The sequence below is a fragment of the Nocardia vulneris genome, from assembly GCF_001613425.1.
Lineage (GTDB): Bacteria > Actinomycetota > Actinomycetes > Mycobacteriales > Mycobacteriaceae > Nocardia > Nocardia vulneris.
On record NZ_BDCI01000007.1, the window covers coordinates 304,147 to 317,305 of the forward strand.

Annotated in this window: 11 protein-coding genes; 6 read left to right on the forward strand and 5 right to left on the reverse strand. The window is 70.6% G+C overall.

Features of this window, described 5'->3' with window-relative positions; all coding sequences use genetic code 11:
• Nucleotides 1-50: 50 nt before the first annotated feature.
• Nucleotides 51-1,931, reverse strand: a complete 1,881-nt coding sequence (locus tag NVU01S_RS10680) for an ABC transporter ATP-binding protein (protein WP_043677057.1) — start codon at nt 1,929-1,931, stop codon at nt 51-53.
• A 174-nt stretch (nt 1,932-2,105) separates the two neighbouring features.
• Here NVU01S_RS10680 and NVU01S_RS10685 point away from each other — a divergent pair, with 174 nt between their 5' ends.
• Entirely contained in the window at nt 2,106-4,925 is a 2,820-nt protein-coding gene (locus NVU01S_RS10685; RefSeq protein WP_043677054.1) for an FAD-binding and (Fe-S)-binding domain-containing protein, read from the forward strand.
• A gap of 397 nt (nt 4,926-5,322) precedes the next feature.
• Entirely contained in the window at nt 5,323-6,270 is a 948-nt protein-coding gene (locus tag NVU01S_RS10690; protein ID WP_043677051.1) for a DNA-3-methyladenine glycosylase family protein, read from the forward strand.
• A gap of 7 nt (nt 6,271-6,277) precedes the next feature.
• Here NVU01S_RS10690 and NVU01S_RS10695 read toward each other — a convergent pair whose 3' ends face one another.
• Entirely contained in the window at nt 6,278-7,009 is a 732-nt protein-coding gene (locus NVU01S_RS10695) for a TetR/AcrR family transcriptional regulator (protein ID WP_043677049.1), read from the reverse strand.
• Between the two features lie 167 nt (nt 7,010-7,176).
• Here NVU01S_RS10695 and NVU01S_RS10700 point away from each other — a divergent pair, with 167 nt between their 5' ends.
• The gene (locus NVU01S_RS10700; RefSeq protein WP_043677047.1) at nt 7,177-7,377 is read left to right on the forward strand and encodes a PIN domain-containing protein; all 201 of its coding nucleotides are present in this window, start codon (nt 7,177-7,179) and stop codon (nt 7,375-7,377) included.
• 4 nt (nt 7,378-7,381) lie between these two features.
• Here NVU01S_RS10700 and NVU01S_RS10705 read toward each other — a convergent pair whose 3' ends face one another.
• Nucleotides 7,382-8,377: an oxidoreductase gene (locus tag NVU01S_RS10705; protein WP_043677045.1), complete on the reverse strand. Its 996-nt coding sequence runs from the start codon at nt 8,375-8,377 to the stop codon at nt 7,382-7,384.
• Between the two features lie 81 nt (nt 8,378-8,458).
• Entirely contained in the window at nt 8,459-9,529 is a 1,071-nt protein-coding gene (locus NVU01S_RS10710) for a DNA polymerase IV (protein ID WP_043677043.1), read from the reverse strand.
• 118 nt (nt 9,530-9,647) lie between these two features.
• Here NVU01S_RS10710 and NVU01S_RS10715 point away from each other — a divergent pair, with 118 nt between their 5' ends.
• The 3 genes from NVU01S_RS10715 to NVU01S_RS10725 all read left to right on the forward strand — a co-directional run bounded on the left by NVU01S_RS10715 (nt 9,648) and on the right by NVU01S_RS10725 (nt 11,407).
• Nucleotides 9,648-10,301 (forward strand): DUF1707 SHOCT-like domain-containing protein, encoded by a 654-nt coding sequence (locus NVU01S_RS10715; RefSeq protein ID WP_052281032.1) that lies wholly within the window; start codon nt 9,648-9,650, stop codon nt 10,299-10,301.
• A gap of 63 nt (nt 10,302-10,364) precedes the next feature.
• Entirely contained in the window at nt 10,365-10,970 is a 606-nt protein-coding gene (locus NVU01S_RS10720) for a TetR/AcrR family transcriptional regulator (RefSeq protein ID WP_043677039.1), read from the forward strand.
• Nucleotides 10,967-11,407 carry a PaaI family thioesterase gene (locus NVU01S_RS10725; protein ID WP_043677037.1) on the forward strand — a complete coding sequence of 147 codons (441 nt, stop codon included), beginning with the start codon at nt 10,967-10,969 and terminating at the stop codon, nt 11,405-11,407. Before NVU01S_RS10720 ends, NVU01S_RS10725 begins: the two co-directional genes overlap by 4 nt.
• Nucleotides 11,408-11,442: 35 nt before the next feature.
• On the opposite strand, the gene NVU01S_RS10730 is transcribed toward NVU01S_RS10725, so the two are convergent.
• Entirely contained in the window at nt 11,443-13,110 is a 1,668-nt protein-coding gene (locus NVU01S_RS10730; RefSeq protein WP_063776021.1) for an FAD-dependent monooxygenase, read from the reverse strand.
• Between the last annotated feature and the right edge of the window lie 49 nt (nt 13,111-13,159).

The window sequence follows — 13,159 nt, forward strand, 5'->3', positions numbered from 1 at the left end:
ACCGACGGCATTCGGCCCCGATGACCCCTCAGGCATCGGGGCCGAACCCGTCAGGCCGCGACGGTCGCCGGTTCGTCGGCGAACTGGGTCCGGTACAGCTCGGCGTACCGTCCCTCGGCGGCCAGCAGCTCGGTGTGGTTGCCGCGCTCGATGATTCGGCCGTCCTCCAGCACCAGGATCTGATCGGCGGCGCGGATGGTGGACAACCGATGCGCGATGACCAGCGCGGTCCGGCCCGTCAGGGCCTCCGAGAGCGCCGCCTGCACGGCGGCTTCGGAGGTGGAGTCGAGCGAGGCGGTCGCCTCGTCCAGGATGACGACGCGTGGCTGCTTCAACAGCAGGCGGGCGATGGTCAGGCGCTGCCGTTCGCCGCCGGAGAGGCGGTAACCCCGCTCGCCGACCACGGTGTCGAGCCCGTCGGGCAGCGATTCGACCAGGTCGCGTAACCGGGCGCGCTGCAAGGCATCCCAGAGTTCGTCCGTGGTCGCCTCGGGGCGGGCCAGCGCCAGATTCGCGCGGATCGTGGTGTGGAACAGGTGCCCGTCCTGGGTCACCAGGCCGACCGTGTCGCGCAGCGAGGTGGTGCTCAGGTCCCGGACGTCGGTGCCGTTCAGCCGCACCGCGCCGCTGTCCACGTCGTACAGTCGCGAAACCAGCTGCGCGACCGTGGATTTGCCCGCGCCCGACGAGCCGACCAGCGCGACGAGCTGGCCGGGTTCGGCGCGCAGCGAGACATTGTGCAGCACGTCGACCCCGCCGCGGGTGTCCAACGTCGCCACGTCTTCCAGCGAGGCGAGCGAGACCTTGTCGGCGGCGGGGTAGCCGAAGGTGACATCGTCCAGCTCCACCGCGACCGGCCCGCCGGGCACCGCGACCGCATCGGGTGCGTCCTCGATGAGCGGCTTCAGGTCCAGCACCTCGAACACCCGCTCGAAGCTCACCAGCGCGGCCATGATCTCCATCCGGGCGCTGGCCAGCGCGGTCAGCGGGGTGTAGAGCCGGGTGAGCAGCAGCGACAGCGAGACGACCGCACCCGCGTCCAGTTGGCCGCGCAGCGCGTACCACCCGCCGAGGCCGTAGACCAGGGCGAGCGCGAGCGCCGACACCAGGGTCAGCGAGGTGACGAACACGGTCTGCAACATCGCGGTCCGGACGCCGATATCGCGGACCCGGCGGGCGCGCAGCTCGAACTCGTCGGACTCCTGCCGCGGCCGGCCGAACAGTTTCACCAGCGTCGCACCCGGCGCGGAGAACCGCTCGGTCATCTGGGTGCTCATGGCCGCGTTGAGACCCGCCGCCTCGCGTTGCAGGCCGGCCAGCCGATTGCCCATCCGGCGCGCGGGCACCACGAAGACCGGCAGCAGGACCAGGGCCAGCAGGGTGATCTGCCACGAGATCCGCACCATCACCGCGAGCGTGAGCGCCAAAGTCACCAGGTTCGTGACGACACCGGACAGCGTGTCACTGAACGCGCGCTGCGCGCCGATGACGTCGTTGTTCAACCGGCTGACCAGTGCGCCGGTCCTGGTCCGGGTGAAGAACGCGACCGGCATCCGCTGTACGTGATCGAACACCGCGGTCCGCAGGTCCAGGATCAGGCCCTCGCCGATGCGCGAGGACAACCATCGGATCAGCACGCCGAGCACGGCATCGACCACGGCGATCAGTCCGATCACGACGGCCAGGGTCACCACCACACGCGGCGCGGCCCCGTCCACGATGTCGTTGACCACCCGCCCGGCCAGCACCGGTGTCGCCACGCCGAGCAGCGCGGCGAGCACGCTGAACAGCAGGAACGCGCCGATGCGCCGCCGATGCGGGCCGGCGAACCGGAGAATGCGGCGCGCGGTGGCCAGGCGGAACGGCCGCTGCTCTTCCGGCGCGTTCGCCCGCCGGTACATCTGGCTCCACGCCACCGATTCGATACTCACCTGCTCAGTCCTTTCACTCCCCACCCATTCAAGCCCTCGGCACCGACACTAAGACCTCAACAAAGGTTGAGCACAAGCCCATCCCCGCGGGCATTTCTTCTGCGCACAGCGAAACCGCGCTGCTGCGGCTCGCCGCGCGGCGAGCGCGGGTCGCCGGGCCGCGCCTAGGCTGGCGTGGTGACCGAGGACCGGGTGCTGGCGGCGTTGCGGGGGCGACTCACGGGTGAGATCGATACGTCGCAGCGGCGACGGGCGGAGTATTCGTCGGACGCGTCGAACTATCGGGTGCCGCCGCGGGCGGTGATCTTTCCGCGTGGCGACGAGGACGTGCGGACCACACTGGAGTTCGCCCGCGACGAAGGGCTGCCGGTGACGGCGCGCGGCGGCGGCACCTCGGTGGCGGGCAATGCGATCGGCCCCGGATTGGTGCTGGATTTCAGCAGGCACATGCACCAGATCGTCGAGCTCGATCCGCAGACCCGCACCGCCCGGGTACAGCCCGGCGTGGTGCTGGCGCAACTACAGAGCGCGGCAAAGCAATACGGGCTGCGGTTCGGCCCCGACCCGTCCACGCAGAACCGGTGCACCCTCGGCGGGATGATCGGCAACAACGCCTGCGGCCCGCGCGCGGTGGCCTGGGGACGCACCTCGGATACGGTGCGGGAACTGCGAATTCTCGACGGCACCGGCGCCGAGCGGCGGCTCGGGCACGAGCTGTCCGTACTGCCGGGGCTGACCGAATTCACCGCGGCGAACCTCGCGGTACTGCGCACCGACCTGGGCCGCTTCGATCGGCAGGCGTCGGGATACGGACTCGAACATCTACTGCCCGAACGGGGTTCGTCGGTCGCGAAGGCGTTCGTCGGGTCGGAGGGCACCTGCGGCCTGCTGCTCGACGCGACGGTGGAGCTGGTCGCGCTGCCGCGGGCGACCGTGCTGACGGTGCTCGGCTACCCCGACATCGCCACTGCCGCAGACGATGTCGCCGCCGTGATGGCCTGCGAACCGACCGCCGTCGAGGGCATCGATGCCCGGCTGGTCGACGCGGTCCGCGCGCACCGCGGTACCGTGCCCGAACTACCGCGCGGCGGCGGGTGGCTGTTCGTCGAGACCGCGGGCGAGAGCCGGGACGAGGCCATGGCCGCGGCCGACCGACTCTGCCGCTCGGTCGCGGCCGTCGACGCGCGCATCGTCACGGATCCGGTGGTGGCCGCGGCGCTGTGGCACATCCGCGCGGACGGGGCGGGGCTGGCCGGTCGCACACCGGAGGGACATCCGGCCTGGCCCGGCTGGGAGGACGCGGCGGTGCCGCCGGAGCGGCTCGGCTCCTACCTGCGGGATTTCGCCGAGTTGACGCGCGCCCACGGGGTGGACGGGTTGCTGTACGGCCACATCGGCGACGGATGCATTCACGTGCGCCTCGACCTGCCGATCGTCGAGGCCCCGCAACGTTTCCGGCGGTTCCTCTTCGACGCGGCGGAACTGGTGGTGCGTCACGGCGGCTCGCTGTCCGGCGAGCACGGCGACGGCCGCGCGCGCTCGGAGTTGCTCGCGCTCATGTACTCCCGGCCGGTGCTCGACGTATTCGCCGGGTACAAGGCACTTTTCGATCCGGACAACGTGCTCAACCCCGGTGTGCTGGTGGCGCCGCGACCGCTCGACGCCGATCTGCGGGTGGCGGGGCTGCCGCTGCTGCCCGCCGCGGGCGGGTTCGCGTTCCCGCACGACGACGGCGATCTGGGTACCGCGGTGCACCGCTGCGTCGGCGTCGGGAAGTGTCGCGCGGACACCCGCGCGAGCGGCGGCTTCATGTGCCCGTCCTATCTGGCCACCAGGGACGAGAAGGACAGCACCCGCGGCCGGTCGCGGGTATTGCAGGAGGTGGCCCGTGGTGCGCTGACGTGGTCGTCCGACGCGGTGACCGAATCCCTTGATCTGTGCCTGTCCTGTAAGGCCTGTGCCTCGGACTGTCCGGCCGGGGTCGACGTCGCCACCTATAAATCCGAGGCGCTGCATCGCCGCTACCGGCGCCGGCCGCGCCCCATCGATCACTATTCGCTCGGGTGGTTGCCGCGGTGGTTGTCGCTGGCGACCAGGGTGCCGCGGGCCGCCAACACGCTCGCCGAGATCGGTCCCCTGCGGCGAATCGGGTTGCGCGCGGCGGGAATCGATCCACGCAGGCCGGTGCCCCGGCTGGCGGACCGCAGTTTCCGGCGCAAGTGGCGCGACCTCGGCGGCGAGCTTCCCGCGCCCGGGCAAGCACATCCCGATACCGCGGGCGCGGCAGCGCAACGGCCCGAGGTGATGCTCTGGGTGGATACCTTCACCGACGCGTTCGACCCCGAGATAGCCATGGCCGCAGCGCATTTGGTGCACTCGCTCGGCTATCGGGTGCGCATTCCCGCCCGGCGGGTGTGCTGCGGGCTCACCTGGATCAGCACCGGGCAACTGGACGGCGCGCGGGCGCGGTTACGCGCCACGCTGGACGCGCTCGACGAGCACGTCCGCGCCGGCGGCATCGTGCTCGGCCTGGAGCCCTCGTGTACCGCGGTCCTGCGGTCCGACCTGCCCGAACTGCTGCCGGACGATCCACGCGCGGCGCCGACGGCACGGGCGGTGCGCACGCTCGCCGAATTCCTGACCGACCAGCCGGACTGGCGCCCGCCGCACCGATCGGACCATTCGGTGGTGGTGCAGCCGCATTGTCACCAGCACGCGGTACTCGGTTTCGACGCCGATCGCCAACTGTTAACCAGAATGGGAATTACCGTGACCGAAATCACCGGCTGTTGCGGTCTGGCCGGAAACTTCGGAATGCAACGCGGCCATTACGACATTTCGGTCGCGGTGGCCGAGAACGGCTTGCTGCCCGCCCTGCAGACCGCGGCGACGGAGACGGTGTTCCTCGCCGACGGCTTCTCCTGCCGTACCCAGGCGGCTCAACTGGCCGGGCGCCCCGCCCGCCATCTGGCGCAGTTCCTGGTGCAGGAGTGAGGTTTTCCAGCCCGCATCGGGTGCACACACGACGCGGGCACGGCCCCGATCAGCTGCCGAAAGGCAGGGTGCCCGGCGGGATCTGGTAGCCCGAGCTGCCCGCGGAAACGCCACCCCAGGCGTTGAGCAACCAGTTGAGCAGGTTGGTGATCATGCGATACCTCCATACAGCGACCGGGAACGATACTCGGCGCGAACCGGCCAGAGCGGACAACTCTGCCAGGTGTTTGCCGACCGCTCGAATATCGCCATCCCTGTTCTTCGCGTTACAAAATACCGGCGCGCTGCGGTGATGCTTGGCATAGCCGAAGTGCCGAATAGTGTTGTGCGTGCCCGATTTGCCGAGCTGCGGTGGCGCTGCGTACGACCGGTTCGGACGGTCGGGCAGAATGGTCCGATGCACAGCGCGACGGCCGAGCCCGGAACCGGTCCCACCGGCCGGGCCAGGACCGTCACCGCCGACCGTCCGATCGACCTGGCCAGCACCATCGCCCCGCTGCGCCGCGGCGCCGGGGACCCGTGCCATCGCACGACCCCGGACGGCGCGCACTGGCACGCCTCCCGCATGGCCTCGGGACCGGTGACCTACCGGCTGACCCAGTCGGGTCCGTGCGCGGTGCGGGCGCAGGCCTGGGGCCCCGGCGCCGAAGAATTCCTGGACGGGCTCGCGCACATGCTCTGCCTGGACGAGGACCTGGACGGCTTCGCGCCGGATCATCCCAAGCTGGTCGAGGCCCATCGCCGATTCCCCGGCTTGCGCATGCTGCGCACCGGGTTGGTGTTCGAGGCGCTGGTACCGGCGGTGCTGGAGCAGAAGGTGCACACCGTCGCGGCGCGCGCCTCGTGGCGAAAGCTGGTGCGGCAGTTCGGCGATCCCGCGCCGGGCCCGGCGCCCGAGGGCATGCGGGTGGCGCCGGACGCGCAGACCTGGCGGCGCGTGCCGTCCTGGGCGTTTCACCGGGCCAACGTCGGCCCGCAGCGCGCGCAGACCATCGTGCGCGCCGCCCGGGTGGCGAGTTCGCTGGAGCGCGCGGCCGATGTCGACCCGGTCGAGGCGGCGCGCAGGGTGCGCACCATCACCGGTATCGGGGTGTGGACCGCCGCCGAGATCGCCCAGCGGGCGTTCGGCGACGCGGACGCGCTGTCGGTCGGCGATTTCCACCTCGCCGCCGTGGTGGGCTGGACGCTGCTCGGCCATCCGATCGACGACGACACCATGGTCGAATACCTGGAACCGCTACGGCCGCACCGCTATCGGGCGGTCCGGCTGCTGGAGATCAGCGGTCAGGCGCACCGGCCCAAGTTCGGGCCGCGCACCCCGATCACCGATCACACCTGGCACTGAAACCGGACTACTGGTTGCGCCGGGCGTCCAGCCCGTCGAGCACCCGGTCCAGCCCGTAGGCGAATCGCTTGTCCCGGATCCGCGCGGGATCGGTGTTCCACTCCGCGTCGGGGGTCGTCGCCCGCAATTGCGGAAACTCCTGCGCCGCTTGTTCGGCGGCGGGTCGCAGACTCGCGAGCAATTCCGGCTCGCTCTGGCCGCTGCGGGTCAGCAGCGAGAGCCACGCGGCCTCGGTGATGCCGACGCCGATGATGTAGCCGAGCAGGGTGGCGATCGCGTCGGAGACCTCCTCGGTCGCGAAGCCGCCCGCGGCGAACACCTCGGCCATCCGCGCGTTCATCCGCATCACGTTCGGCCCCAGGTAGTAGAGGCCGACCTGTCCCAGGGTCGAGGCGATCCACGGATGCCGCAGGATCATCGCGCGTAATTCGTCGGCGCACTGGGCTGCCGCCGCGCGCCAGGCCGCGGGATCGCCGGCGGTGGGCAGCCGGATCTCGCCGTAGACCTCGTCGACCACCAGCTCGATCAGCTCGTCCCGATTCGCGACATGCCGGTAGAGCGAGGTCGCGCCCGCGTTCAGCCGCGCGCCGAGCTGGCGCATGGTGAGCGCCTCCATGCCCTCGGCATCGAGCAGCGCGACCGCCTCGGTCACGATGTGCTCCCTGGTCAGAGCGGGTTGCTCGCGGCCCTTACGCGGCCGCGTCCAGACCGATCCGACCTGATGCTTCTCGGCGGGCATGCCGGCTCCTTCCGTCATCGACGAGCGTAGAGCACACCGTTCACTTATGCGAACAGAACGCACTTCTGCGCACATGGTTCGCAAGGTCATGAGCAGCAGCGCACCCGCATTTTCGATCAGCTCGAGCGCGGCAGCGCTAGCAATGACTGCAACGCAGGCGGCCGACCATGGGCGCGAAGGTGGGGGTCCTGCGCCCGGCACCCGATCCGAATGTCCTCGCCTGGATGGATTCCTGGCCCGCCGACGAGCTCGCGACCACCGCTGTGTGCGCTGCCGAACTCTGGCACGGGGTGGCTCGGCTACCCGACGGACGGCGAAAGACCGCGCTGGCCTATGTCGAGGTCATCGCCCCTTGGCTGGATCGCTGAGCGATCAGAACTCGCCGAGCACGCCGAATACCGTGCGGCCCGTGTGCGATCCGCTTTGGATGCTGTGCAAGACCTTGGCGGCCTCGGTGATCGGGGCGACCTGGGTGAGAGCCGAAAGGTGTTGCGGGCGGAACTCGTTGCCGAGCCGGGTCCACAGGGCACGGCGCTTCTCGATCGGCAGGTTGACCGAGTCGATGCCGAGCAGGGCGACACCGCGCAGGATGAACGGCAGCACCGTGGTCGGCAGTTCGGCGCCCCCGGTCAAACCGCTGGCCGCGACGGCACCGCCGTAGCTGACGGTGCTCAGGACGTGCGCGAGCGACTTGCCGCCGACGCTGTCCACCGCCGCCGCCCAGCGCGCCTTGCCCAGCGGCCGCGGCTTGGCGTCGGGGTCCTCGGGCAGCCTGCCGATCACCTCGTTGGCGCCGAGCTCGCTGAGCAGATCACCGGCGTCGGCCTTGCCGGTGGACGCGACGATCTCGTAGCCGAGGCCGGACAGGATATCGATGGCGACGCTGCCGACACCACCGGTCGCGCCGGTGACCAGCACCGGGCCGTCCTCCACGGTGAGCCCACGGTCGAGCAGCGCCTGCACGCTGAGTGCCGCGGTGAAGCCGGCGGTGCCGAGCGCGGCCGCGTCGCGCGGGCTCAGGCCGTCGAGCTTCACCACCCACTCGGCGGGCACCCGCGCGTATTCGGCGAACCCGCCGTGCTGCGTGACGCCGATCTCGTAGCCGTGCGCCACCACCAGGTCGCCGGGCGTGAAGGCGTCGTCTGCGGAGGAGACCACCTCGCCGGTGAGATCGATGCCCGGAATGATCGGGTACTTGCGCACCACCCCGCCGCCGGGCGTGATGGCCAGCCCGTCCTTGAAGTTCGCACTGGAGTAGTGCACCTTGATCGTCACATCGCCAGGCCCGAGGAATTCCTCCCCCACCTCCTGCTTGGTGAGAACGATCCCGCTATCCGATTCATGCGCCACCATCGCCCAGAACTCCATGCGGACGAGCTTAGTGGGACAGCACGTCCGGAGCCCGGCTTCGGACCGCGCCGATCTCAACCGGTGAAACGGTCCTCGCGGCTACTCCGGGACGAGTTCCAGCCGCACGCCGAGCAGCCGCACCGGGCGGGTGAGGTCGAAGCGATCGATGATGCGCAGCGCGGTCTCGCTGATCTCGGCGGGATCGATGGTGGGCACCCGCAGTTTTTCCTGTTTGCTGCGGGTGTAGAAGGTGTTGGTCCGGACGGTGACCGAGACCCGGATGCCGATCCGCCCCGCCTCGGCCATCTCCTCGGCGACCTCGGTGGCCAGCCGGACGACCTGGGCGCGGATCTCGCCCGGGTCGGTGAGGTCACGGGGAAACGTCTCGGATTTGCTGCGGCCCACCGGCACTCGCGGTTCGGTGGTGACGTCGGTATCGCCCTTGCCGTGGCCGAGCACCCACAGGTACGGGCCGGTGGTGGGGCCGAACTCGGCGGCCAGGCGCTGCCGGTCGGCGGCCATGAGGTCGGCGACGGTTTCGATGCCGAGCTCGGCGAGGCGGGTGGCGATCCGCGCGCCGATGCCCCACAGCGCGTTGGTGGGACGGTGCGCCATCACCTCGGTCCAGTTCGCGGCGGTGAGCCGGAAGACCCCGGCGGCCGCGCCCGCGCCCGCGTCCGGCGCGGCGGCCGTCTTGCCGGTGGACTTGGCGAAACCGGTGGCGAGCTTGGCGGTGAGTTTGTTGTCACCGATGCCGATCGCGCAAGTCAGCTCCAATTCCTCGATGGCGCTGCGGATTTCGGCGGCCAGCGCCTCCGGGTCGGCGACGTCGGCGGCGAGAAAGGCCTCGTCCCAGCCCCACACCTCGACCCGGCCGGGAAAGGTGCGCAGCAGTGACATCACCTCGTCCGAGGCCTCCTCGTAGGTGGCCATGTCCAACGGCAGGAACACACCCTCGGGACATTTGCGCTGCGCGCTGCGCAACGCCATGCCCGCTCGGACGCCGAACGCACGCGCCGGATAGGACGCACAGGTGACCACCTTGCGCGGCTCGGTCGGATCGCCGTTGCCGCCGACGATGACCGGCAGGCCGCGCAGTTCCGGATGGCGGCGGAACTCCACCGCCGCCTGGAACTGATCGAGATCGACGTGCAACAGCCATCTGGCCATAGCTCCGTCTTACCGCACCGGGCTGACATCCAGCGGATTTCCGCACGATCGGCCGCTGACGGCGGCCGCGAGCGACCCCGGACGTACCATTTTGCTGAGCCAGAGCAAGGGGGCATCGATGACGAAGCGGCGCGGCAGCGATTCGACGGGCGGCGGCCGAGCGCCCGATGTGCCCGCAACCCAGCCCGCCCGACTGCCCGCGATCCGCGTGGGCGACGCCGACCGGGAGACCGCCGCGCGGTTGCTGCACCTCGCGGTCGAGGAGGGCCGGCTGGATCTGCCCGAACTGGACCGCAGGCTGGTCCTCGTCTACTCCGCGCAGACCAGCACCGATCTGGTGGCCGTGACCTCGGATCTGCCGAGCGCCGCGGTCGCCGGTGCGCCGATCGAATTGCGCACGGGCAGCGGCACCCGCAAGAAGGCGGGGCAGTGGATCGTCCCCGCCGAGATCACCGCCGAATGTTCGTCCGGCAGTATCGTCATCGACTTCACGCAGGCGATCTGCCCACATCCCGAGGTCACGGTGCACGCGACGGTCGGGTCCGGCAGGATCACGCTGCTGGTGCCGCGCGGCTGGTGGGTCGACCTCGATCGGGTGCAGAGCAAGAGCGGCAGCGTGCGGAACAAGGCGATCGAGCCGGTGCGACCGGGTGCGCCACTGCTGCGGGTCGACGGACAGGTCCGTTCGGGCACCTTGCTCGCGAAGTATCCGCGCCGGCCGCGGCGCTCCTTCGCGGACTGGCTGCGCGGCCGCCCCCGGCCTACCGCCTGACGTTTCACACCTCGCAGCACGCCCACCATTGCCTTGCTCGCGAAACAGAACTAAATTCTGGTTGTGAAGATTCGAGATCGGTTGCTGTTGGCAGCCGAGCGGCAGTTCGCGGAACGGGGCGCGCTGGAGGCCACCCTGGCGCAGATCCGCGAGGCCGCGGGCGCGAGCGTCGGCGCGCTCTATCACCATTTCCCGGACAAGGCCGACCTCTACCGCCAGGTGTGGGCGCACGCGCTGGCCGACTACCAGCGACATTTCTGGGCGGTGGTGGGCGAGAGTGCCGACGCGCGCGCGGGCGTCACGGCCGGAGTCCGCGAGCACCTGCGCTGGGTGGCCGAAAACCAGTACCGGGCACAGGTTCTCCTGTCCGCCCGGCCGCCGGGCGTGCGCGAGAGCGAGAGCAATCGCGAGTTCCTGCGCAATGTCGCCCGCTGGTGGCGCACACACGCGGGCTACGGCGCGGTCCGCGATCTGCCGCTGGATCTGGTCTACGCGCTGTGGCTCGGTGCGACGCAGGAGTATTCGCGGCAATGGCTCAGCGGCGCCATACCGGCCGGCCCCCTCGACGTCGCCGATGAACTCGCCGGCGCGGCGTGGCTGAGCCTGGCCGCGCCACCCTCCGATTCCGCGCGGCCGGGCTCCGGCGCGCGCACGAAAGGCAGCTCATGACCGCGCCCATCGACCTGGACCTCGCCAAAAAGGTCCTTGCCGCACAGCCTTTCGCCGAATTGGTCGGCACCGAGATCACCGGTTTCGGTCCCGGCACCGTGACGCTCACCATCCCCATCCGGCCCGAACTCGGCCAGCAGTTCGGCTTCGTGCACGGCGGCGTGCTGTCCTACGCGGCCGACAACGCGCTCACCTTCGCGGCAGGCACCGCGCTCGGCGCCAACGTGCTCACCGGCGGTTTCACCATCACGTATCTGCGACCGGCCGCCGGAGTGCGGTTGCGCGCCGAGGCGACGGTCACCGACGCGACCCGCCGCCAAGCGGTGGTCCGCTGCGAGATCTACGCCGAGAGTGCCGACGGCACAAGGGTGTTGTGCGCGGTGGCGCAGGGCACCGCGCGGTCGGTCGACCGCGCGCTCGCGACACACGACGCGTAGCCGGGCCGGGCAGACGAGGGGTTGCCCGGCCCGGTTCAGGTATTCGTCCCGGATCGACTGCTCCCCGCCGGTGCGGTGGTCGAGGCGTCGTCGAGATCCGCTGCGCCGGTGCTGTTCTCGACGCAAGCCGGGACACCGGCGATACGCCGCAACACCGCGGCGAGCAGTTCGGGGCGCAGCCCGGAGTCGGAGCGCCCCGCGACGATCCCGTCCGGCCGGACGAGCAGCGCACCGCCCTCGGGCAAGCCGGTGCACGCGGCCCATTCCGCGGTCGGGACCGCGTGCACCGTGATGTCGATGCCGGTGTCCCACTGGGCTGCCCAGACCGCGTCCCGCCACGCCGCCGACGTTCCGGTGACGATCAGGGCGAAACCCGGCCCGTTCAAGTCCAGCGTCGAAATCTGTTGCGTCCGATCGATCCACAGGTGCGGCACCCTGGTGCCGACCTGGCCGGCGAGCCGCTCGACGTGCGCTTCGCCCGGATCGCCGCCGAACAGGGCGGCCGAGGAGTATCGGTACCTGGTCATGACGGCATCGGTGGTCAGCAGCCGGGCGAGGTCGGCCGCGTTGTCCGGCGTGGGAACGGCGTACCGGGTGTCGAAATCGGTACCGAGCCGGGCCTGTTCGGCGGCGACGAGGGCACGCGGGCGGCGCTCGGCCTGATAGCTGTCGAGCAGGTCCGGGCCCGCGGTACCGGACAGCACCGCCGCCAGCTTCCAGATCAGGTTGTGCGCGTCGGCGATTCCGGTGTTGGCGCCGTAGCCGCCCCACGGCGCGTGCCGGTGTGCGGCGTCACCGGCAAGGAAGACGCGGCCGCGGCGGTACTCGTCCGCGACGAAAACCCCGGTGTCCCAAGCGGTCCGGCCGAGCAGTTCGACATCGATGTCGGCGACGCCGATCGCGGCGCGCACCAACTCGACGCAGCGTTGCGCGGTGTAATCGGCCGGACTCGCGCGCACCGGGTCGTACTCCAGGTGAAACGACCACTCGTCGGTGTTGTTCTTGCTGAGCACGAGGCAACGCACCGCGTCGTTGACGATCTCGCACTGGCTGAACGTCCGTCCGCGCAGCACCTCGGTGAGGTCGGTCCGGACGAAGGTGTTGATGTAGTGGTGCGTGGGCGGCAGCGTCGCGCCGGTGATGCCGAGCCGGCGCCGGATCGGGCTGCCGCCGCCGTCGGCGGCGATCAGATAGTCCGCCCGGACGATCGTGGTGCCCGCGACCCGATCCCGCAGGGTCGCGGTGACGCCGTCGGCATCGGCGGCGAAGTCCACCAGCTCGACCCCGAAGCGCAGGTCGCCGCCGCGGGTGCGGGCGAGTTCGACGAGCAACGGCTCCAGCTCGGCCTGCGGCAGGAAACAGAAAGACGACGGGCTGGGATCGCGCTGCGCCAAGCCGCGGACGAAGGCGGTGAGATCCAGCTGCTCGGCCGTGCTCAGCGTGGCGCCCCGGCTCGCGCCGCCGAAGTGTCCCGCCTTCAGCACGCCCGCCGCGACCTGCTGCACCTTGGCTTCGATGCCGAGCTGCCGGAACAGCTCGACGGTTCGCACGTGCACGCCGCGCGAGCGCGGCAGCGCCGACGCCGCCGTGCGCTGCTCCACCAGAATGAAAGGGACGCCGTGGTATTCGAGAAACAGCGCGGCGCACAACCCGACCGGGCCGCCGCCGGCGACGAGTACCGGTGTGTGCTGGGTGGGTGTCATGCCCCCATGCTGGCCGCCGCCGCTTGCACCACACTTGCGTCCCGGTGAC

Coding starts and splice junctions, on each gene's coding strand:
- NVU01S_RS10690 (WP_043677051.1), top strand. CDS start 5,323: ATGCACAGCGCGACGGCCGAGCCCGGAACCGGTCCCACCGGCCGGGCC.
- NVU01S_RS10695 (WP_043677049.1), bottom strand. CDS start 7,009: ATGCCCGCCGAGAAGCATCAGGTCGGATCGGTCTGGACGCGGCCGCGT.
- NVU01S_RS10700 (WP_043677047.1), top strand. CDS start 7,177: ATGGGCGCGAAGGTGGGGGTCCTGCGCCCGGCACCCGATCCGAATGTC.
- NVU01S_RS10705 (WP_043677045.1), bottom strand. CDS start 8,377: ATGGAGTTCTGGGCGATGGTGGCGCATGAATCGGATAGCGGGATCGTT.
- NVU01S_RS10710 (WP_043677043.1), bottom strand. CDS start 9,529: ATGGCCAGATGGCTGTTGCACGTCGATCTCGATCAGTTCCAGGCGGCG.
- NVU01S_RS10715 (WP_052281032.1), top strand. CDS start 9,648: ATGACGAAGCGGCGCGGCAGCGATTCGACGGGCGGCGGCCGAGCGCCC.
- NVU01S_RS10725 (WP_043677037.1), top strand. CDS start 10,967: ATGACCGCGCCCATCGACCTGGACCTCGCCAAAAAGGTCCTTGCCGCA.
- NVU01S_RS10730 (WP_063776021.1), bottom strand. CDS start 13,110: ATGACACCCACCCAGCACACACCGGTACTCGTCGCCGGCGGCGGCCCG.